General features: G+C 24.4%; 8 protein-coding genes. 5 read left to right on the forward strand and 3 right to left on the reverse strand.

Annotated elements, in window-relative coordinates; translation table 4 throughout:
* The first annotated feature begins 4 nt into the window (after positions 1-4).
* From DA803_RS01705 to DA803_RS01725, 5 genes are all read left to right on the forward strand, one after another.
* The gene (locus DA803_RS01705; RefSeq protein ID WP_114190907.1) at positions 5-853 is read left to right on the forward strand and encodes a hypothetical protein; all 849 of its coding nucleotides are present in this window, start codon (positions 5-7) and stop codon (positions 851-853) included.
* 374 nt (positions 854-1,227) lie between these two features.
* On the forward strand, positions 1,228-2,634 hold the full coding sequence (locus tag DA803_RS01710; protein WP_114190908.1) for a lipoprotein 17-related variable surface protein: 1,407 nt from the start codon (positions 1,228-1,230) through the stop codon (positions 2,632-2,634).
* A 56-nt stretch (positions 2,635-2,690) separates the two neighbouring features.
* Positions 2,691-3,668, forward strand: a complete 978-nt coding sequence (locus tag DA803_RS01715; protein ID WP_114190909.1) for a hypothetical protein — start codon at positions 2,691-2,693, stop codon at positions 3,666-3,668.
* A gap of 394 nt (positions 3,669-4,062) precedes the next feature.
* Positions 4,063-5,373: an aldehyde dehydrogenase family protein gene (locus DA803_RS01720; RefSeq protein ID WP_114190910.1), complete on the forward strand. Its 1,311-nt coding sequence runs from the start codon at positions 4,063-4,065 to the stop codon at positions 5,371-5,373.
* A 419-nt stretch (positions 5,374-5,792) separates the two neighbouring features.
* Positions 5,793-7,259: a variable surface lipoprotein gene (locus DA803_RS01725; RefSeq protein WP_114190911.1), complete on the forward strand. Its 1,467-nt coding sequence runs from the start codon at positions 5,793-5,795 to the stop codon at positions 7,257-7,259.
* 351 nt (positions 7,260-7,610) lie between these two features.
* Here DA803_RS01725 and DA803_RS06280 read toward each other — a convergent pair whose 3' ends face one another.
* The 3 genes from DA803_RS06280 to DA803_RS06290 form a co-directional block, all read right to left on the reverse strand.
* A complete protein-coding gene (locus DA803_RS06280; protein ID WP_114190912.1) occupies positions 7,611-14,060 on the reverse strand; it encodes a hypothetical protein in 6,450 nt (2,149 codons plus the stop codon).
* A 431-nt stretch (positions 14,061-14,491) separates the two neighbouring features.
* On the reverse strand, positions 14,492-20,950 hold the full coding sequence (locus DA803_RS06285; protein WP_114190913.1) for a GDSL-type esterase/lipase family protein: 6,459 nt from the start codon (positions 20,948-20,950) through the stop codon (positions 14,492-14,494).
* A 233-nt stretch (positions 20,951-21,183) separates the two neighbouring features.
* On the reverse strand, positions 21,184-25,917 hold the full coding sequence (locus DA803_RS06290; protein WP_114190914.1) for an SGNH/GDSL hydrolase family protein: 4,734 nt from the start codon (positions 25,915-25,917) through the stop codon (positions 21,184-21,186).
* Positions 25,918-25,920 lie beyond the last annotated feature (3 nt).

The following is a 25,920-nucleotide window of genomic DNA, read 5'->3' on the forward strand; positions in this document are numbered from 1 at the left end:
GACTGTGAAAATTAAATCAGAAAAAAGTGGATTAATTGTTAGCAAAGATATAACAATTTTTGGATTCAAAAATCAAAGCGCTCCTTATCCTAATCCAGAATCAAATCCTACTCCTCCAAAACCAGATCCAGGACCACAACCTAGACCTGCACCAAAGGCAGTTCCTCCAACACCAGGCCCACAACCCCAACCTGAGCCTATACCTCCAACACAAAATCCACAACCGCAACCAATGCCAGAACCGGAACCTATGCCGGAAATAGATTATGAAAAATTAAAAACTGAGTTTGATGAAAAAGTAACATATAAAGGAACAATTAGTAATAATAATTATGATCCTAGAAACTTAGTTTTTGACCCTAAAATTGAACAAAAATATGAAATTTCAATTGAACAAAAAATAACAGGCGAAAATGTAATATTTATTGAATTTAGATTTAATCCTAAAACTAATGGTTCTACTCCTATTACACTTTATTTTGAATTTGAATTAAATAAAGAAAATCCAAAGGGTAAACTTTTAGATAAAGATAGAACCGAATCATTAAAAAAACAAATTATGTACATGACAGAATTTAAAGATAAAATTACATATAATGGAATAATTAATAAACAAAATTCTTATGATCCTAGCAAATTAGAATATGATTCAACAATTACTAAAAGTTATGAATTCAAAATCCTGGGAAACACTGGAAACAAAAAGCCAAATTCAATAATTGTTGAGTTGGTAGTTAAATCTTTAGAAACAAAAATGGAATTAATTACTTTCTATTTAGAATTTAAGGAAAATGAAACCAACCCCATTGCAACATTTTCAAATAAAGCAACATTTGATAGATTTAAAAAATAATAAACAATAGTTTAAGTAAAAATAAATACTCAAGAATATAAATAATTATGTCTTAAGTTTTTATTTTATGCTTTTAATAGATTAATATAAAAAAGAAATTATTGATAGTAATATATAAATATCGGAATTTAAAATTATTTATAAATATATGTAAAATAGCTTAATTAAGAAATAAATAGCACATATAGTTTTTTTATATCTTTGTAATTTATTTAATAAATTATTTTTAAAATAATAAAATTTTGTTTTTCAAAATTAATTAAAATAAGAGACTCAAGATGCCCATGGTAGTGGCCCGGGGCTGGGTCTGGACTTAAATTATGGTATAATTTATTCAAATAAAAATTAAAATTAATAAGAAAGTAGTGAGAAAAATGAAAAAAAATCACCTTAAATGGTTAATAATCTTACCGACAACAATAGCAACTATTCCGCTTGTTGCTGCGGCATGTAATAATAGCAAACCGGAGCCCGCTCCGGCACCAGATCCTAACCTAGATCAAAAAGCAGTTACTGATAGTTTAAATAATATTAAAGTTGAAGTAGCTGATAAAAATAAACTTCCTAGCAAAGTTGAAAAAACTAACATAACTATAAGCGAACAGGTTCAGGGATTTACTTACACAGTTGAATCTTTAACTTCAGATGATAAAACCGGAGAGCTTACTGTTAGAGTTAAATCTACTAAGAACAATCTAAGCGCAACAAAAGATTTTAAAATTAATGGATTTACAAAAGAAACTCCTGCTCCAACGCCAGAAACTGACGAACAAAAATTTGCTAAAATTACCTTTACTTACAATGGAACAATTGAAAGTACATTAAATAAATTTGAATTTTCAAAAGTTACTTTGACTAACAATGATGGATTTAGTTTAAATGATAAAAAATCAAATGCTAAAATCAAAGACGAAACTAATCCTTCAATATTTCCAATTCCTAAAAGGTATGTAATTGCTAAATTAGTTTTCAATAGAAATGAAAAAACATTTGAGACTTATGTAAAGTTTGAAACAGCTAAAAATAATTCAGTTGGAATTAAATCAACCAAAGATGAATATGATAAGGCTTCAACATTGCCACAACCAATGCCAAAACCAGATGATGATTCACAAAAAATGGATATGGGCAAATTAGAGTACTCAAATGACATATTGTATCTGGATTTACAAGCCTTAAATGTTGATGAAATATTAAAATTAGGAAAGGGTGATAATCCTTTTGAAGGATATAAATATATTAGTGAATCGCTAGATATTTTAAATGAATTGAAGAAAAAGGACACAATCAACCAAAAAGTAATCGATAATGGTATTTTATTAGTTAATGACTACAAAAATTATTTAAAAAATCCTAATGACAATAGTAATTCATTTGATATAAATTATATTGAATCAGAAGGAGAAAACACAAAACCAAACGGTAAAGAACCAAAATACAAAGAATATTTGCTATTTTTAAAAAATAAGAAGAAAGAATACCTAAAAATACCCAATGAGAATGTAAATCTAGACCAACGTTCAGCAGCAAAAAAATATTGAAACAAAATTTATGATGAAAACAAAAATAAAAAAGAATTTGATTACCGGATTTTATTCTTTGTATTTACAAATTTAGAAAGTTTTAAGAACAACAATAGTAATGCAGCTATTTTAAGTGGTAAAGAAGAACAAATTATTCAAAAATTAAAAACTGCAATAGAAGAAAAAAAGTCAATTTTTGAAAATGATATAAAAGAAATTAATGATTTATTTACTAATATTACTGAAAAAAACAATTAACAAAACTAACACAATTATTTAAAAATGAACTGTAAGAAAGAAAGAGAAACAAATTTATGAAAAAGAAAAATTTTAAGTGATGAATTGCTTTACCAACCGTGATTGCTACTTTACCTTTAATTGCTGCTGCGTGTGGAAATACCAAAGGCAAAGAAATGGAAAAAGATAAAGATCAAATGGGTGAAAATAAAAAACCTAATGATATGATGAAAAAACCAGATGGTAGCATGGGTAAGAATGAAAATAAACCTGATGACATGATGAAAAAACCAGATGGTGGCATGGGTAAAAATGATATGAACGAAAATAAGCCTGATGACATGACAAAAAAACCTGACAGTGACAATCAAGAACAAGGCAATATGGGTGAAAAGAAACCTGATAAAAATGAAATGAAACCAGAAATTCTTACTCCTGAACAAAAAATTAAACAATATCATAAAGATTTATTATATTTTAATCTTTATTATTTAACGGAGTTTATAATACAAAATCCAATGACGTTTAAAATAGTATTGCCTGATTACCCTTATTTTGAAGAATTAAATTTTAATATCAATGAAATACCAAAATACGATAATAAAAATAATAATTTAGTTTCTAAAGGAAAAGAATTGGTGAGCGATATTGAAAAAATAAAAATTAAGCACAATAATAATGATTTAGAAAATTTGACGCCATTAATTATTGGCCTAAAAGGAGACGACGGCAAACATAGAATGTTTTTGAATACCATTAAAGAAGAATATGGTAATTTTATTAAAAACATTAAAGAAAAAGATAAATCTGAACTTATAATTTTTAAAAAAATGCTCGAAAAAATTAAGGAACTTATAAAAGAGGAAAAAGTAGACTTTGATTATAAAAATGAAATAGGATTATTTATTCTAATCGGTTCTATAACAAATATCGAAAATTCCAACAATATCTTAACTATATCATCAATATTGAATAATAGTATTGATAAAATGAAAGCATTAACCGAAGAACAAATTCAAGAAATTGAAGCAATATTAAATGTTATCACTATATAATCAGTAAAAACAATAATTAAGTAATGTAAATTTTAATTACATGGCTTAATTTTTTTATTTCGCAATTAAGTTTAATTTTGACCTTTATTAAGGATTTAGCACATTTTAATTTCAAAATTAAATAAATAACAGCTTTTAACTTAATTAAAATATAAAAATTTGCTAGTTAATTCAACTAATCTATTAAATATTCTCAGCACATAGTAATTGAAAATAATTTACACTAATTATTAAGCTAATAGACTAATATTATTAAATACTAAATCAGGAAAATAATCCTAGTCATATATTTATTAAATAATTCTGACAAAAAGAAAAGCTAATAGTCATAATTGTATAGTTTATATACTTTTAATTATTTATAACTAAGATAATTTTTTGTACAATTAAAGTTATGCAAAAAATATATTTAAAACAAAAACAATTAAGCCGAAGCGAAAATATTGATATCAAGACAAGAATACAAATGCTTAAAAAATTAAAAACCATTATTAAAGAAAATGAAGAAGCATTTTTTTTAGCACTAAAAAAAGATCTAAATAAGCATAAAAATGAAACATATTTAAGTGAACTCGCTATTACATATGAAGAGCTTAATTTAGCAATTAAAAAAACAAATAAATGAGCAAAAGCTAAGAGAATAAAAAGTCCATTTTATTTAATTGGCTCGAGCTCAAAAACTATTTTTAGACCCCGTGGTCATGTGCTAATAATTAGCCCATGAAATTTTCCGATTTATTTAACGCTAAGTCCACTAATTTCAGCTATCAGTGCCGGTAATCGAATAATGATTAAAAGCTCAGAACACACAAAGCACACAAGTGAACTGCTCATTAAATTACTAAATGAAAACTTTGACGCAAATTTAATTTATTGTGCTGATACATCGCTTGAAAGTGCAAAATGACTTTTAGATCAAAAATTTGATTTAATATTTTTCACCGGAAGCACAACTGTTGGTCGCATTGTTTATGAAAAAGCAGCTAAGCATTTAACACCGGTTGTTTTAGAGCTTGGGGGAAAATGTCCTGTAATTGTTGATGAAAGTAGTAACTTAAAACTCATGGTTGATAACATTTTTAACGCAAAAATTCTAAACTTAGGACAAACATGTATTGCTCCTGATTATCTAGTTGTTAAAAAGACTCAAATAAATGACATTATTAATCTCTTTAAAGGAAAAATGCAAGAATTTAAAAATCATAGTGAAATGGCCAAAATTATTAATGAATCTCATATTAATAGGCTAAGAGATTTAAGCGATAATACTTTTAGCGAGCATGAAATAATTTTTAAAGAAGTTAATTTCGATGATAAAAGTATGTCACAAGAAATTTTTGGGCCATTTCTTCCGTTTATTAGTTATGAAACAGAAGAAGATCTTAAAAAGATATTAATCGAAATGGAAAGTCCTTTAGCTATCTATGTCTTTTCAAAAAATAAAAAATTCATTGATAATATTTTTAGTTATGCCAAAAGTGGTTCATTTGTAGTAAATGATAGTGTTGGTTATGTTGCCAATTATAATTTACCATTTGGCGGCGTTGGCAATTCAGGTATAGGCAGAAGTCACGGGTATGCCGGATTTAAATGCTTTAGCTATGAACAAGGCTACTTCAAACGTAATTTTCTACATAACCTTAAATTGCAATCTCATCCATACACAGATAAAAAATTGAACTTAATTAGAAAATTAATGAAATAGATTTTCTCACCAAACTTATTCCATTATAATGGAATAATTTTTTAATGCTTTAAGATATATATTTACTTAAAGTAACCAAATTTTAAAAAATAAATAATCTTTTTTATTCTTTTATTTTCATTATGTTATATTTATTATGTAGATAATGTGACTAATTAGGCAGCAGTACACTTAAATTAATTATTATTTAAGATGCTAAATAATAGCTAATATTATCTAACTAAAAAACGAAAAAATATGTTATTAATGTAAATATTTCTTATTTTCTTGTAAATGTATAATTTTGAAAAAGTTTTCAATTCCCTAAAATTATAATCTCAGTAAAAACATAATTAAAAGAAACGGTGAATCGTTACTTACTTAATGAGAGTTTAGATTGATTAAAACATAATACTGTTAAAAGTAATTGAGGAGAATATATGAAAAAAACATCAAAATTAATGATAATGCTAGGTTCGGTTTCTAGCATAATTGTTTTACCACTAGTTGCAGCGGCGTGTAATAATACTAATATAGAACCCGCTCCAAGTCCAGACGAGCAAAAATTAAAAAAAGAAATTACATTTAAATACACTGGAACAATTAACGATAATGGTTCTAATTTCGATTTAGATAAAATAAATTTAGATAAAAATAATGGTTTTGAAATTGATAAAAATAATTCAGAAGTAAAAATTAAAATTGAAGCAAAATCTTCAGTAATTCCCTTCTTTAAAAAATATGCAATTGCCAAATTAACTCTTAAAAAGGGCAATACATCATATGAGTTTTATGTTAAATTTGAAATCGAAAAAACCAACCCTATGGGAGATAAGGTTTCAAAAGAAGAATTTAACGAAGCTAAAAAACAACAAAAAGAAATTAAAGAGCAAGAACTGAAAAATAAAATCGTATTTAAATATGATGGCAAAATTAGTGAAGATGCCAAGGATTTTGATTTAAAAAACATTAAATTAGAACAAAATGATGATTTTCAAATTGTAAGTAATAGTCTCATAGTTAAAAAACAAATTAAATTAGAGGGCGCAATTACCAAAATTAACAAAAAATATGCAGCTCTTAAATTAGACATCAAAAAAGGAAATACACAAATACCATTTTATTTAGCATTTAAAACAAATGTAGAAAATCCAATTGGTTATGTAATAACAAAAGAGGAATTTGAAAAAATTACTGATAACATCGATGCTTCTTCTTTAAAATTCAAATACAATAAACTAGAAGACTTAAAAAATTTTAATTTAAGTAACATCGAGATAATAGGCGATCAAACAAAAGATTTAAAAATCGAAAAAGAGACAGCATTATATAATCCTTTTAAAGATCAAAATTATTTATTAATCAGAATAACTTTAGAAAATAGTTTTCACCAAAAATCACAATACATTTATCTAAAAATTTACAATAATAAACGAGATATAGAAATAACTGATTCTAATACATTTAATGAAGAATTTTCTCAACTTGCAAAAACTGAATTAATGGAAAAAATCTCAGAATTGTATAAAGACAATCAACCTGAAAAAGAAAAACTTGAAAAAATGGTTAATCAAACATCTAACATTGATGAATTACTAGTAATAGTAGATAATATTAAAGTAGTAGAAACCAAATCATACTTTTTTAAATTAATTGAAATTTTAAAAACTAAAAATCCTGGAAAATATCAAGAATTTTTTAACATCATTAAAAATTTAAAAAGTAATAATGATTTGGCTCCTATTACATCATTTTATAAATCAGAAGTTAAAAGAGTAGAAGAATTAATTAATTCTTTAAAAGATGATAAAACTAAAACAACTTATAAAAATGAATTGAAATCAATTCAATCTTTTGATAGTTTATATAAATTAGAAAATAAAATAAAATCTCAAAGTAATTCATAAAAAGATAAAAATACTAATTTTTAAAAAATAAGACACATATCACTTAAGATAAGCAATAGATCAAATAGAATCTACTACCTTAAACGGATATGTGTTTTATTATTTTTTTAAAATGAAAGAAATTATAGTCGCTAATAAATTAAAAGAAATAGCTGAATAACTTTTAAAGCATCTAATAATGGTTTTCTTTGATTTTTTCATTGAATATATAGAAAATATATCATTTTAATAATTATTTTACTGCCCTCTAATATCTAATATAACATTAACCTTAAATCAACTTTTAGTAAAAAATAAAAAAGTCCAAACCTTTAATTTGAACTTTTTTACTAATAGATTATAAAAGTATATTTAGTTTAATTTTGAGAAATCGATTTTGTCTGAGCCACTTCAAGAAGATGAACCTTTACTTTTATTATTTAGTTTCATAAATTTCGAATAACCACCTTCTTTAATTGTCATTAAAATATATTCTTTTTTGCTAATTCTTTTACCTTGATTATTAGCATCAACAATAAAATTGAACTCTTTTAATTTATCTTTTTCTGATTCATTATATCCACTTGTATTAATAATGTATTCAATCGAACCTGGATCATAATCTTCTTCTTTGTAGTATGTATATGTAGCACCAATTCCGAATAATCCGCGTGAATAGCTTTTTAAATAATTAGTAAATTCTCTCCTAATATTTTCATTTGTAAAATAATATTGCATTCCGCTAAATTTACCGGCTAAGAAAGGAATAAATTTAATATTGGTGCCTTCTTGAATTTCTCATAATATCGATCTTGTACCACTATATAAATTTATTAGTGAATTACTATCTCTTTTATTTTCCGATGTTTCACGTCCAAATAATTCGAAAATTGCTAATTTTAATGTTACTAATAAACGATAGGTTGCTTGATAAGCTGGTTTATTATATCTAATTTCATAATTTTCATTATATCCATTATTAGCGGCTGCTTCTTTATTAACTTCTTTTGCTAGTAATTTAAAAATAGTATCAAGCACCACCAATGGATCTATACTAAATTTAACATCATTTGGATCTTCAACTTCTTTTTTCTCTTCTTTTTTAGATGAAGAAATAAATGAATATAAATCGTTCATATTTGTTTTATTTTCACCGGTGTTTATATTTGAAAGTAATTTATAAAATACTGAATCTGGATTGTTTGATTTTCCTAAAATTAAATTAATTAACTTAACAATTCTTTCACCATTTATAATATTGTTTTCACCAATAAGATCACCTAAGGCAACCAAATCATTAAGAGATATAATCGAAATAAATTGATTTATACTTTCTTTAATTCATTGACCTGGATTTAATATATCAAATGATATCGCGTTTTTAATTAATTTGTCAAATAAATTATTGATTATTTTCTTTTTGTAAAAATCATGGTTTTGAAGTTTTACTATAAAGTCTTTAATTAACTCACTAATAAATTGCTTATCATCATTATTTGTGTTTTCAAGTTTTAAGTATTTAAATAATGCGTCAATTAGCAGAGACTTAATGCTTTCATCTTTTGATATTTTAGAAATTAATGATGTAAAGTTTTTAGTAATGTTTTCTCTTGATGAGTTAAGCAACGATGAAATGATCTCTCCTAAATTATTTTTATCACCGCTATATTTTGTAAAATCTTCAATTAAATCATTGAAAAATTGTTTTATTTCATCATATTCGGAAATTTTCACAAAAATGCTTTTAATATTATCATTTGATATAAATTCATTATTAAAAGTATTGAAATCAACTCTCTTCACTTGATCTTTAATTATTTCTACTATTACTTCTGTTATGGTATGTTTAGCAGAATTATCCTTATTATTTTTCAGAACTTCATTTAGAGCATTAACGAAATTAATGATGATATTTTCAATTTTTTCCTTTGATAAAATCTCATTTTTTGCCTGTTGCTCTTCTACTTCAACCGCTGAATTTTTTGATGATGAAATATTTAGTTTTGGGATAATCTCCATTAGGTATTGATAAAACGCGATTAATTGTTTTGATCCAATGTTATTTTCAGTTTTTAGGATAGATTCTAATAATGATTTTATTTTATCTTTTGATAGAAACTTGGTAATATCAATTACTTTTAATTGTTCTTTTATTTGACTAATCACTTTATTTTGATCAAAAACATCATTTTCGAATAAATTAATGTTTTTAAAGATCTCAAATAATTTATCAAATACATCATTAATAATATTTTCGCTAGTAATTCCTTTTAAAATTCCAGATAAAACTAATTTAATGTCACTATCTTGAATATTAGTTGTAGAAATGTCATATTGATTAGAAATAAGTTTTAAAATGAAATCAGATAAATCATCAACTTTAGAATCATTACTAATTTGGTCATTAATAATATTTTTTAATGTCTTGATTACTATTGCTTGATTAGAATTTAAAAATTGTTTTATTAGATCATCAAATGAATTAATATTTTTTAAGGTGTCTTCATTAAGATCAATAAATCAGTTGCCAACGCTAATAATTAATTCTTTATTTTCATTATTATCTAAAAAATTATTAATTGAAATTTCAAGAATTTTTCCAATTATTTTATTGCTTAAACTACTATTTTGATTTATTTTATTTATCAGCGGATTTAATTTTGATTTAATAAATGATTTAACATTTGCATTTTCAAAAAGTTCAGTAATTGATTCTTTTAGTGTTTGTTTAACTTCATCTTTATCTTTCTCCTCAGATATAGCACTAAAGGCCGATTTAAAGATTTCTAGTCACTTACTTAGCGAAATATTTATTTTACCGGTAGTGTCAAATTTAATTTTACTATCAAGATTATTCACTAATTTTGAATTTAAATTAGATGATAATTCATTATTAGATAATTTCAAAATATTCTTTAAATTTTTCAATATTACTATTGCAATATTTTTAGCATCATGTGATGATATGCCTTTGATAAATTTAACTAAAACATCATAATCAATTTTATTAATTACTTCAATAACATCAATTTTAAATTTATATTTATTAATGTCAAAATGATTACTATCTAAGTTTTCTTCTAAATTACTAAAAATATTATCTAAAACAATATTACTCAAATTGAAATTAGGAAATTCCTTAATTAACTTAGCAATCACATTTTCAACGCTAGCTCTTGCCTTAGATCATTCAAATTTAGCAATATTTTCACTAATAAAGGTCGATATTAGCTTAGCAGAACTTAGACTTAAGTCACCGTTTTCATCTGCTGTTAATAAATCTTTTAGTAGATTGTTAATCTCTGATTTTAGCATTGTTTTATTTTGTGAAATAAAATCTTTTAAAATTTCATCTAATGAGTTATAAACTTTTTTATTATTAAGTTCAAAAAAGCTTTTTAAAGATCTTTTTATAATTGGAAGAATTGCTGCGTCAAATTTATCCTTTATGAAAACATTAAAACTTTTAAAAATTTTTAAAATGTTAGTTTTGATATCTTCACTTAAATTATTAGGTAATTTAGCGGTAGTTAATAAATTACTAATAATGACCTTTAAATTAGACTTTTGAATAACAAAATCAATGATTTTATCATTGTCAAGAATAATAGAAAATGCTTTAATAATTTCGCTAAATGGCATTTTTGTTTGTCCATTGCCATCTTTTATAAAAAGAACATCAATAATTTCTTGTAGAAATGAATTGTTTTGTAAACTTAAAAGTTCTTGCATCTGAAGTTTAATATAATTATTTAAATCTTCAAAATTTGTTTGTTTTTTAATATCAATATTTTCTAAAACATTTTCTAATTTGGCTTTAGTAAAGGCATATAGCTTAGATTGTGGGATATTTGCTAATAGATTAGTAAAATATGAAGAAATTAATTGCTTTTGCTCTTTATTAAATTTAATTTCAACACCTTGTTCTAATAGTGAAAGTGACCCATTAATTATGTTTTCAGAAACATCTTTTGAATTAATAATATTTTTGAAAAACTTATCTACTAAGCTAATAATTCCATTATTTTTGCTATCTTTTAAAGCTGAGGCCACAAACGCGTATATTGAATCGGTATTATATTCATTACTTCTCACAAGTAGCAATGATATTAAATTTTTAATGCTTTCAATATTTTCTTTGCTTTTAATTTTTACTCACAGCTTATCCCATGTTTTTCTAACAAAATTTTCAATGCTTTCATTGCTAATTTTAGCATTATCACCAAAAGCAGTTTTTAACCCTGCAGCAATTGGATTCACAATAAAGATTTCACCTAATTGCTTTAATAAGGCATTTAAATTAGAATCTGGATTTTGAATTTCATTTTCAAATAATACAGTTATAATATTAGCAATAAAATGTTTACCTTTTTCACTTAATTCCTGATTTTCATTTTTTATTAAATTAATTAGTAGTGATAGAACATTTTTGCGATTTTTTTCACTTATTAATTTACCTAGATTTTTTGAATCAAATAAATTTCTCTGTTTTAAATATGCTAAGCTAAAAATCTCAAACCCTTTTCTAAAATCTTCTTGCTCTTCGTTTGTTTGTCCTAGATTAGCTGAGATAAGTGAAAATAGTAGGTCATGTTTTTTATTCAAATCATATTGATCAATCAAAATTGAAATAAAGAAATTATCAAAGAATTTATCAATAGTTCGCTTTTCAGGACTTTCATTTTGTAAATCAATTAGATTTTGCAAAACAAAATTTACTAATTTATCAGTATGTTTGAAATCATTTAGGTTTAGCAAGAAAATGCGAATAAATTTTTTAACTTGCTTTTGCTGTGCGGCATCTAATTTATAAGTTATTTGAATTTTTTCTGAGATTTTAGAAATTAGAATATTAGATAATTTTTCATTATTTTTTAAACCGCTAATAATTGTGGTAATGAATTTTTTAATTTCGCTGCTACTATTTTTTAGTAGCAAATTAATAAATTCAACGTAATTTTTGGCAGAATTGTATTTGTTAGGCTCACTAATTAAATTTTTAACAAAAGAATTTAAAAGGTCTTTTACAGAATTTTGAAATTCTTTATTATCAAAAATAGCTTCGAAATTTTCCAAAATTTCTGTCGGTAAAAATGATTTAAGTAAATTTGAAGCAAATAGGTCCTCTATTACAGTTTGAACGTAAACTCCAAATTTTTCTTTAATAATTGGGTTTTGAATAAAGCTAGTTTGCGATAATTCTTGAAAAAATGCATAAATGCTATTTGAAGATAGAAATATTTCTTTAAATGTATTTGTAATATCTTGAGCATCAAGATTTTCATATGATTTCTTTTCAATAAGTTCATTAATTTTTCTTTTTACTTCACTAATATTTTTTTGCAATGTTTTACTTGATAAAATTTGATTGATAAAATCAGTAAAAATTTGGCGATTCTCTTCATTTTCTAAATCTTTTTTTAGTTCGGTAAATGATGATTTTAATTCAGAAAGATCAATTCCTAACAATTTAATTGCTAATTCAAAATATGAAATAGTTTTTTCAGCATTAAGTCCCTTCCCATTATTAAATTTAGCTTTTAAAATTACAAATGGATTGGCATTCCGTTCACTAAATTGACTTTTTAGAACATCAACATTCTGACTTTCTTCTTCAAAACGATATTTTTTGGTAATAAAATTATCAACATTATCACCAGTTACACCCAAAATGGTTTGTTTGATTTCTTCGGCATTTTTGTTGAATAATATAGTTTGATTGTAGCTTGAGCTATCACTATCTTTGGTTATTTTTCCAATTAGTTCGTTATATTTAAACGAATCTAATGCTAATTTCATGAAGATATCCTGAGCTAATTTTTTATAAGCTATAAGTGATGGTAGCATATCAAAAATATCTAAAGAAAACTTATCAGGGTTACTAATAATTGACTCTTCATCACGGAATGATGTAAAGTTAATTTGATTATTTTTTGCTACTTTTTTAATTAAGCTATTTAATTGTTTAACAGCTTCATAAATATAATCTTTGCCATTGAATTGTTTTTTTAGAATATTAGCCAACTTTAAATAAGGGCTAATATAACCTACTAAACTAATATGTATATTAGGATTAATATTAAGAATTTCTTTAATTAATTGATCATACTTTTGCGAAATTGATGATGCTTTAACTGCTAGATTTTCTGATCATGATTTTAATTTCTGCTCTAGATTTTCATAATTATTTGCGCCATTAGTAATTTCAAATAAATTATTAAATAGTGTAACATCATTGAAAAAATCATTGAAACCAATTGAAATAGTTAAAAGATTAGCCTCTTTAATACTATTTTTAATTTTGTTAAATGCTTGTTCATCAAAGTCACCAAATTGCTCATGAAAACGCGACGAATTAGCACCGTTCATTAAGTTACGGTTATAATCTAAGTTATTTTCAATTTCGCTATTAATTGGATATTTAGAAGCGTTTAAAATATGAAGTCAATCGTCTAGTTTTGAGCCCGAAAGACCATAATTGTAGTATGAAGTTAGTGATGTTTTTTTATCATTTAAATCTTTAATAGCATTAGCTAAATAAGATGCATATGATAGCCCATTAATTTGATTATTAATTTCATCTAAGCCATTAATAACAAAATTATTTTTACTGTAATTATTTCCAGCGGCATAATCATCACCAATAGCAAGATATTTGATTTCACCCGAAAGAATTTTTTGGCTTTCATTTTTATTGCTATCAATTTGATTGTTAATTTTTTTGCTATTATTACATGAAGCTGCAATAATGCCAGATGATCCTAAAACAATAAAAGCACTAATACCGATTATTGTCTTATTTAATTTACTGTTCTTTTTCATAGTTTACTCCTCACTAACCATTACATCTTTAAGATATATTGATTTTGTTTTGGTGTTATTTGGTATTTTAAAAGATTTTAAGCTCTAAAATATCAAATTAAAAGCTATTAACAATTTTAATTATAAATTTCGAATTGTTAGAGCTAAAAAGTATTTTAATAAGATTATTTGTATTGTGAATTTTTATTATGTATATTTTGCGAGTTTATGAACTATTAACAAACATTATTAGAACAATTTTACTACTATAATAAAAAAATAATAAAAACTTTAATAGCTTTTAGTATTTTCATCCAATTTAATACTTAAATTGGTTAGTAGTTTTTATAATAAATTTATTATCATTGCAAATACAATATTTTTATTGAATTTTTTAATGAAAATATGTTTTGAAACCTAATAGTTTCACCTTTTCGCATTTATAAATAATTTTAATCCTCTAAACTTTGAAAATCAAATTTATTTAGTTCACTTCATTTTGAACCTGATTTCGCATTATTTATTTTCATAAATTTAGCAAAACCACCTTCTTTAATGGTTAGTAAAATGTAATCTTTTTTAGAAATAGTTTTTTCTTTACCATCTTTAGTAACTTTATATTTAAATGGAGTTAGTTTTTCTTGTTCAGAACTGTGATATCCACTAGTTACAATTAAATAATCAATTGAACTAGGATCATAATTACTTTCATCGAAGTATGTATAACCAAAAATTGAAGATGATTTTGCGTAATTGGTAAATTCTCTTCTAATATTTTCATCCTTAAAATAATTTTGCATGCCTACATTTTTATTTGGTAAAAATATTTGAGCAAAACCAGGGAGACCTTCCTGCAATACTCATAATATTGCGACTGTTGATGAATATAAACCAATTTTAAATCCTGCATCGCGATTTGATTCTAATGTTTCACGACCAAACATTTCAAATATTGCTAATTTTAAGGTAACAATAAAACGATATGTGGCTTTATATGCGTTCTTGTTATATCTAACCTTATAATTTGTTTTATAGTCAGGATTATCTTTTGCTTCTTTTTCAATTTCTTTACTCAATAATTCAAATATTTTATTCAAAAGATCAAGAGGGTCTAATTTTTTTGTAGAATTCTCCGCAACAAATTTAGGAGCTGATTTTTTTTGTTTATTAGCCCCTCCTATAACAAAATTATTTAGTGTTTCTAAATTAGTTCTAGCATTTGGATCGGAATTCATATTTATATTTGATAGACTATTATAAACAAATGAATCAGGATTATTAGATTTTCCTAAAATTAAATTAATTAATTTAACGATATCTGAACCATTTATTTTATCATTATCTTCACCTATTAAATCATCTAGCGCCGCCAAGTCATTTAATGATATAATTGAGCCTATATTTTTCACTGCCTGATTAATTCATAAGCTAGGATTAAAAATATCGAATAAATTTGAATTTTGTTCTAAATTATTAAAAATATTTTCAATAATCCTCGTCTTAAATGAACTACCATTTAATTTATTAACAATTTTTTTAATTAAATTCTGAATGAAAATTACATCATTATCATCACCATTAATTGATAAATAATTAAATAAATCCTTAATTAATATTTTCATAAGTTCGCTATCATTTACAATTTTTGATATTATAGAATCTAAAATTGTTGTTATATCATTTTTCGAGTAATTTATTATTGATGAGATAATTTTTCCTAAATCATTTTCTTTTCCATCATATTTATCAACAAAATCCTTTATTAAATTTTTAAACAAATTATTAACATCTTCATATTTAGAAATCTTTAAAATTAAGGTTTTAATACTTTTTGTACTAATAAATTTATTCGCTAATTTTGAGTAGTCAAAATTTTCAGTTTGATCAACAATGACTTTATTTAGTGTATTGGTAATTGTTTTCTTGAAATTTTCTACTTTTGTGTCGTTACCTTTTAATGTTTTATTTAACGCATTAATCAAATTAACAATAATTTTTTCTATTTTTGATTTAAATTCACTTATTAATGAAGATTTATTTAAAGATTGAACATTAGCAATTTCGTCATCTGCAACAGCTTTAACCTTTAGTGGTGATTTTAATTTTGGTAAATTTTCTTTTAAATATTCATATATTGAAAAAAGTTGTTGAGTAGTAATTTCTTCATCATTGGTAATGATGCTAGATAATAATTGTTCAATTTTCTCCTCTGAAAAAATTTCTTCTAATTTAATTTTTTCAACATTTTTCTTGACTTTTTCAAGTAATTTGTCTTTGTTTCATTTATTTTCATTAAATATATTAATTTCTTTAATGACATCAAATAATTTAGAAACCGCATCCGAAAGAATTTTTGTATCACTAAATTTAGTAATAAACTTACTTAATAATGATTTAATATTATTTTCTTGTGTATTGGTAGCTGTAAAACCATATTCTTCCGTTAGTACATTTAGTCCAAAAGATATTAATTCTTTTACATTATCTCTATTACCAATTTGTTTTTCAAAAATATCATTTAATGAATCAACAATTTCTTTTTGATTATCTGATAAAAACATTTTAGTAATATCGTTAATTGATTTAAAAGTATTCAATTTTGTTTCATCTAGCTTAATAAATCATTCACTAACATGTTTAATCAATGTTTTTTGTTTATCACCTTCAAAAACACCATTAACAAATGTCTCAAATAATTTACCTAAGACCTTGTTAGTAAATGTGCCTTTTTTAACTATTCGATCGATAATTGATGATAATTTAACTTTTAGAAATGCTTTTGCTTCTTCATTATTAAATAAATCATCAACTTCTTTTTCTAATTCGTTTTTAACTTCTTCTTTGTCATTGCCTTTTAAAATAGAAAATGTCTTTTTAAAAATATCTAATCATTTTTCTAATGAAACGGTAATATCACCTTTAAAGCTAAGTTTGAATTTTTTGGTTACATTACCTATTGTTGATCTACTTGTCTCTACTTTTGCTGGTAAGGCACGAGATTTTAAAATATGTTTTAAATTCTTTAATGCTAATAGAGCAATATTTTTTATTTCTGATGAATTTAATTTAGTAATAAAACTAATTAAATTACTATAATTCAAACCATTAATTATATCGGCAAATTTAATTGAGAAAGTATACTTATCTACATCAAATTGATGTTCTACTAAATTAGTTTCTAGATTGTCGAATACAAAGTTTAGAATAATGTTAGTTAATCCTAAATTTGGCAACACATCTATTAATTTAACAATAGTTCCTTCTAGTATTTCTTTTCCATTATTTCAATTAAATCCTTCAACGTTATCACTAATAAGAGTTGTTATTAGTTTGGCAATATCTAATTTTAGGGTTCCGCCTTCACTTTCAACTAATGATTTTATTAATTTAGCAGTTTCTGTTTTCAATTTATCTTTATTTTTTGAAATAAATTCTTTTAGAATCTTATCTAGAGAATTAAATTCTTTGCCATTTTTATTAAGTGTAAAAAAATCTTTTATCGATGATTTTAAAAAAGCTAAAATTTCAGATTCAAATTTATCATTTATAAAAGTATTTAGAACTCCAAGAATTTTTTTAATGTGACCTTTAGCCTCTTCACTTAAATTATTAGATAGTTTGGCATTGGTAAGAAGATTGCTAATAACATTTTTAAAATTAAATTTATTAATAGCAAAGTCAATTACCTTTTCATTATCAAAAACTAAAGCAAATGATTTAATTACATCATTAAATGACATCTTAGCTTCACCGGCTTGATTTTTAACAAAGATAATATCAATAATTTCTTGAGTAATTGCGCTGTTTTGGAAACTCAATAATTCCTTCATTTGTCCTTTAATATAATTACCTAATTCACTAAAGTTTTTTTGTTTACTGCTGTCAATACCTTCTAAAGTGTTTTCTAATTTAGCTTTGGCAAAGGTATATAGTTTTGATTGTGGAATATTTGCTAATAGATTAGTAAAATATGAAGAAGCTAATTTTTTTTGCTCTTCTGTAAAAGTGGTTTTGGCACCTTGTTCAATTAATGACAGTGCTCCATTAACGGTATTATTAATTAATTCATTTGAACCCAAAATCTTTTTGAATAAAGAATCAATTAAACTAATAATGCCATTATTCTTTGCATCTTTGATAATTGATGCCACAAAACTATGTGTTGACTTAGTATCATAATGACTATTTCTATTTAGAATTGATGATATTACAGTTTTAAGATTATCAATAATTTCTTGGCTTTTAATTTGTGATCATAAATCGTCTCAAATTTTCTCAACAAAATTTTCAACACTTTCATTATTTATTTTGATATCTTCGCCAAAAATAGTTTTTAGACTCAAGCTAACTGGATTAACAATAAAGTAGTTACTTAATTGTTTTAATAAAACATTTAAATTAGAATTTGAATTTTGAATTTCATTTTCAATTAATGTGGTTGTAAAATTAGCTATGAATTGTTTACCATTTTCGTTTAATTCTTGATTTTCATTTTTTACTAAGTTAAGTAATAGTAGTAAAATATCATCACGATTCTTTTCATTCACTAATTTACCTAAATTATTTAGATCAAATAAATTTTGTTGAGATAAATATGAAAGACCAAAAACCTCAAAACCCTTCTTAAAATCTTCTTGCTCTTGTTGATTTTTACCAAGGTTAGCTGAAATTAGTGAAAATAGTAAAGTATGCTTTTTATTTGAATCATATTTATCAACTAAAATCGATGAGAAAAAATTATCGAAAAACTTTTCAATAGTTCGTTTTTCCGCACTTTCATTTTGTAAATCAATTAAAGTTTGCAACGCAAAATCAACTAATTTATCTGTGTATTTAAAATCAGTTAGATTTAGCATGAAAATTTTGATAAATTTTTGAACTTGTTGAAGTTTTTCCTCATCTAATTTATATGCGCTTTGAATTTTTCGTGAAATTTTTGCAAGTAAAGTTTCTACTAAATCGGGATTATTTTTTAAAATACTAATGAATGCGGCAATTAATTTCTTAATTTCAGCGCTGCTATCTTTTAATAGAAGATTAATAAATTCAGTGTAATTTTTAGTAGAACTGTATTTATCAGGTTCGGCAATTAAGTGGCTAACAAATGAGTTTACAACATTTTTTAAAGAATTACGGAATTCATCACTTCTAAAGATGGTTTCAAAATTTTCAGAAACATCAGTTGGTAAAAATGTTTTAATTAAATTTGATGCAAATAGATCTTTTATTATTAGCTCAGTATATGTCTCAAATTTATTTTTAATAATAGAATTTTTAATAAAAGCAGTTTGTGATAATTCCTTAAAAAATGTATAAATACTATTTGGAGATAAAAATGCTTCTTTAAATATGCTAGTTATATCCTTAATTTTAAGATTTTCATATGATTTTTTCTCAATAACTTCATTGCTCCTAGTTTTTATTTGATTAATATTTTTATGTACTATTTCACTTGATAAAATTTGGTCAATGAAATTCGCAAAAACTTGACGGTTTTCTTCATCTGCTAAATCGTTTTTTAGTTCGGCAAATGATAATTTTAATTCAGAAAGGTCAATTCCCAATAAATTAATTGTTAGTTCAAAATATGAAATAGTTTTTTCAACATCAAGACCTTTACCATTATTGAATTTAGCTTTTAAAGTTGTTAGTGGATTAGCATTTTGATCGCTATTTTGACTTTCTAAAATTTCAGAATTTTGGCTTTCATTTTCAAAAGGATATTTCTTATTAATGAAATTGTCAGTATTATCGCCGGTTATACCTAAAATGGTTTGTTTGATATCTTCAGCTTTTTTCTCAAATAAAATTGCTTGACTAAAACCAGAGACATCACTATCACCATTAACATTATTAATTAGTTCATCATATTTAAATGGATCTAATGCCAATTTCATGAAAATATCTTGTGCTAATTTTTTATAGGCTGCAAGTGATGGCAGCATTTCAAAAACATCTAATGAGAATTTATTTGGATTGCTAATAATTGATTCTTCATCATGAAATGAGACAAAATTAATTTGATTATTTTTAGCAACTTTTTTAATTAAGTCATTTAGTTCTTTAACAGCTTCATAAATATAATCTTTGCCGTTGAATTGCTTTTTTAGAATATTAGCTAATTTTAAATAAGGACTGATATATCCTACTAAATTTATATGAGCATTCGGATTAATTGAAAGAATTTCCTTAATCAAAGCATTGTATTTTTGTGAAATAGGAGATGCTTTTGCAATTAATTTTTCAGATCAAGATTTTAATTTAGCTTCTAAATCTTCATAATTAGTTGTGCCATTAGTAATTTCGAATAAATTGTTAAATAAATTAACATCACTAAAAAAATCATTGAAACCAACTGAAATTGTTAGAAGATTAGCATCTTTAATTTTATTTCTAATTTTATTAAATGCTTCTTCATCAAAATTGCCAAATTGTTCTTGAAGGCGTGATGAATTAGCATCATTCATTAAATTTTTGTTATAGTCAATGTTATTTTGAATATCAGTATTAATTGGATATTTTGATGAATTAAGAATATGAAGTCAATCATCTAGTTTTGAGCCTGAAAGACCATAATTGTAATATGAATCTAATGATGTTTTTTTATCATTTAAATCTTTGATAGCATTAGCTAAATAAGAAGCATATGATAGACCTGTGATTTGACTCGTTTGTTCATTGAAACCATTGACAACATAGTTATTTTTACTATAGTTATTGCCGGCAGTATAATCATCACCGATGGCCAAATATTTAATTTTGCCTGAAAGAATTTTTTGATTATTTTCGACTCTAATTTGTTCATCATTATTTTTTTTGCTATTACATGCTGCTGCAATAATACCGGATGATCCTAAAACAATAAAGGCACCAATGCCGATAATTGTTTTATTTAATTTATTTTTTTTCATTATATCTCCTAAATCTTAAACATACCTTCATTGATATGTAAAAAATTTCTTACTTTTAATTTATTTTCTATGCAATTATAAAAATAATTGACTTATTATCGCAAAAAATCAGTGATAACTTGTCAATTATTTTTATATTATTAACGTATTAGTAATATCTTTTTATTAAAAATTTGTTGAAAATTATCAGCACCTAGAATTTTTTTACACTATTTTGAAATAATAACTATTTTTTAGCTTTTTTTCATATTCATAAAATCTACTTTATCTAATCCACTTCATGACGACCCAGAATTCTTATTGTTTAATTTCATAAATTTGGCAAATCCACCCTCTTTAATGGTTAGTAAAATGTAATCTTTTTTAGAAATTGAATATTCTTTACTATCTTCAGATATTTTATATTTGAATTTTGTTAGGTTATGATTATTTTGTTCTGATAATTTAGGATCTTTTGAATTATATCCGCTAGTTACAATTAAATAGTCAATTGAACTAGGGTCATAATCACCTTCATTGAAGTAAGTATAGGTTGTACCAATTATAAAATATGACTCCGATGATTTAACATAATTAGTAAATTCTCTTCTAATATTGTCATTCTTAAAATAGTTTTGCATTCCAATTTTTTTACCAGATAAAAAGGCATTTGCAATTATTGAAGATCCAGCTGGAAGTCCTTCTTGTAGCATTCATAATATTGCTGCCGTTGATGAATATAAACCTATTTCTAAACCACCTTTATCACGGTTTGATTCTAAAGTTTCACGTCCAAACATTTCAAATATTACTAATTTTAAGGTAACGATAAAACGATATGTCGCTTTGTATGCTTCTTTGTTATATCTGGTATTGTAATTTGTTTTATAATCAGAATTTTCATTTGCCTCTTTTTCAATTTCTTTATTCAATAATTCAAATATTTTATTTAGAAAATCAAGTGGATCGAAGTTTTTTGTCAATTTAACAGGAGTAATTTTTGAATTAGGAGCACTTTTCTTTTTTGGAAATATTACTTCATTTAATGTGTTTAAATTTCATCTCTTTTCTAAATTTTCGTTCATATTTATATTAGCCAAACTCTTGTAAATAATCGAATCGGGATTGTTTGATTTTCCAAGAAATAGATTTATTAATTTAACAATATCTGAACCATTTATTTGATTCTCATCTTCACCTAACAAGTCTGATAAAAAACCAAAATCATTTAGAGATACAACTGATGTTAAATTTTCTAATAATTGACTAATCAATAGGCTTGGATTTAAAACGTCAAATGATTTTGCTTTTTCAGCAATTGAATCGAAAACTTTTGTGAAAAAATTAGTTTTAGATTCGTTATCTTTCAATCGGTTTATTATTTTTTTTAACAATTCACTAATAAATTTCTTATCTTCTTCATCACCATTTATTGATAAATATTTAAATAAATCATCAATTAATAATTTTTTTATTGTTTCATCATTAGCAATTTTTATTAATACCGTGTCAAATAAATTTGCCAGATTATCTTTTGATGAAGTAATTAGTAGTGAAATAATTTCACCTAAATTATTTTTTTTATCATCAGTAATTTCTATTTTTGTTAAATCGTCAATTACATTTTTAAAAGCTGTTTTTATTTCGGGATATTTTACGGTCTCTTGGATAATTAATTTAAGTCTATCAGCAGATGTAAATTTATCTTTTGCTTTTTCATTAGTATTTTTAAAATTTAATTTACTAATAATGAATTCAATTACTTTATCATTTTCAAAAATTAAGGAGAATGCTTGAATTGCTTTACTAAATGAAGATTTATCTTTGTTTTCGCCATTATTTACAAGAACAATATCGAGAACTTCTTTAACAATTGATTCATTTTGAGAACCAAATAATTCTTCCATTTGATCTTTAACATAAGTACTTAATTCTTTAAAGTTTTTTTGTTTACTAATGTCAATATTTGCTAAAGTGGTTTCTAATTTAGCTTTAGCAAAATCATATAGTTTTGACTTTGGAATATTTGTCAGTAAACTAGTAAAATATGAAGATGCTAATTGTTTCTTCTCTTTTGTAAAAGTGGTCTTTGCCCCTTGTTCTAAAAGTGACAGTGTGCCATCAACAACATTACCAACAATTTCATTTGATCCTAAAATCTTTTTGAATAGCGAATCAACTAACCCAATAATGCCATTACTTTTAGCATTTTTTAAAATTGATGTTATGAAGTTATATGTTGAATTAGTATCATAATGGCTGTCTTTATTTAGAGTTGATAGTATAAATTTTTTAAGGTTATCAACAATTTCCTTGCTTTTAATTTGTGACCATAATTTGTCTCAAATTCCTTCAACAAAATTTTCAACACTTTCATTGCTTATTTTGATATCTTCACCAAAAATAGTTTTCAGCCCTAAACTTACTGGATTAACAATAAAGTAGCTACTTAATTGTTTTAACAAAATATTTAAATTAGAATTTGGATTATCAATTTCATTTTCAAGTACTAAAGTTGTAAAATTAGTTATAAATTTTTTACCATCTTCAGTTAATTCTTGATTTTCATTTTTTACTAAATTAATTAATAATCTTAAAATATCCTCACGGTTTTTTTCATCGACTAATTTACCTAATTTATTTAGGTCAAATAAATTTTGCTTGGCCAAATATGATAGACTAAAAATTTCAAACCCCTTTTGAAATTCTTCTCGCTCCTTTGGATCTTTACCAAGGTTAGATGAAATTAGTGAAAATAATAAAATATGTTTTTTATCCGAATCATATTTATCAACTAAAATCGATGAGAAAAAACTACTAAAAAATTTGTCAATAGTCTTATTTTCAGGATTTTCATTTTGTAAATCAATTAAGGTTTGCAAAACAAAATCAGTTAATTTATCTGTGTATTTAAAATCATTTAAATTTAGCATAAAAATTTTGATGAATTTCTTAACTTGTTGAAGTTGATTTTCATCTAATTTATATAAAATTTGAATTTTTTGTGAGATTTCTGAAAGTATAGTTTCTACTAATTCAGGATTGCTTTTTAAACTACTAATAATTGTTGCAATAAATTCTTTAATTTCAGTGTGGCTATCCTTCAATAGAAGATTAATAAATTCAGTGTAATTTTTAGCAGAACTGTATTTATCTGGCTCATCAATTAAGTGACTAGCAAATGAGTTTACAACATTTTTTAAAGAATTATGGAATTCATCACTGTTGAAGATGGTCTCAAAATTATTAGACACTTCAGTTGGTAAAAATGATTTAATTAAATTTGAAGCAAATAAATCTTTTGTGATTAATTCGGTGTATGATTCAAATTTATTTTTAATAATTGGATTTTTAGCAAAATCAGTTTGTGATAATTCCTTAAAAAATGTATAAATACTATTTGGAGATAAAAATACTTTTTTAAATACAGATGCTATATCTTTAATTTCGAGATTCGCATATGATTTTTTCTCAATAACTTCATTACTCTTAGTTTTTGTTTCATTAATATTTTCATATAGTGTTTCGCTTGATAGAATTTGGTCAATAAAATTTGCAAAAATTTGGCGATTTTTTTCATCTGCTAAATCTTTTTTTAGCTTGGCAAATGATAATTTTAATTTAGAAACATTAAGCCCTAAAAATTTAGTTGTTAGTTCAAAATATGAAGCAGTTTTCTCGGCATTAAGCCCTTTACCATTATTGAATTTGGCTTTCAAAAGAGCTAGTGGATTAGCATTCTGGTCGCTATTCTGACTTTCTAAAATTTCAGAATTTTGGCTTTCATTTTCAAAAGAATATTTCTTATTAATGAAATTGTCAGTATTATCACCAGTTATACCTAAAATGGTTTGTTTGATATCTTCGGCTTTTTTCTCAAATAAAATTGCTTGACTAAAACCTGAGACATCACTATCACCATTAGCATTACTAATTAGTTCATCATATTTAAATGGATCTAATGCCAATTTTATAAAAATATCTTGTGCTAATTTTTTATAAGCCGCAAGCGATGGCAGCATTTCAAAAATGTCTAATGAAAATTTATCTGGATTTCTAATAATTGACTCTTCATCATGAAATGAGACAAAATTAATTTGATTATTTTTAGCAACTTTTTTAATTAAATTATTCAATTCTTTAACAGCCTCATAAATATAATCTTTGCCGTTGAATTGTCTTTTTAGAATATTAGCTAATTTTAAATAAGGACCAATATATCCCACTAAATTTATATGAGCATTCGGATTAACTGAAAGAATTTCTTTAATCAAAGCATTGTATTTTTGTGAAATAGCTGATGCTTTTGCAACTAGTTTTTCAGATCAAGATTTTAACTTGGTTTCTAAATCTTCATAATTAGTTGTGCTATTAGTAATTTCGAATAAATTATTAAATAAATCAACATCACTAAAAAAATCATTAAAACCAACTGAGATTGTTAGAAGATTAGCCTCTTTAATTTTATTTCTAATTTTATTAAATGCTTCTTCATCAAAATTGCCAAATTGCTCTTGAAGGCGTGATGAATTATCATCATTCATTAAATTTTTGTTATAGTCAATGTTATTTTGAATATCAGTATTAATTGGATATTTTGATGGATTAAGAATATGAAGTCAATCATCTAGTTTTGAGCCCGAAAGACCATAATTGTAATATGAAGTTAATGATGTTTTTTTATCATTTAAATCTTTAATAGCATTAGCTAGATAAGAAGCATATGATAGACCTGTGATTTGACTCGTTTGTTCATCGAAACCATTGACAACATAGTTATTTTTACTATAGTTATTGCCGGCAGTATAATCATCACCGATGGCCAAATATTTGATTTTGCCTGAAAGAATTTTTTGATTATTTTCGACTCTAATTTGTTCATCATTATTTTTTTTGCTATTACATGCTGCCGCAATAATGCCAGATGATCCTAAAACAATAAAGGCACCAATGCCGATAATTGTTTTATTTAATTTATTTTTTTTCATTAT

The organism is [Mycoplasma] phocae (genome assembly GCF_003332325.1).
In the GTDB taxonomy this organism is placed as follows: domain Bacteria; phylum Bacillota_I; class Bacilli_A; order Mycoplasmatales; family Metamycoplasmataceae; genus Metamycoplasma; species Metamycoplasma phocae.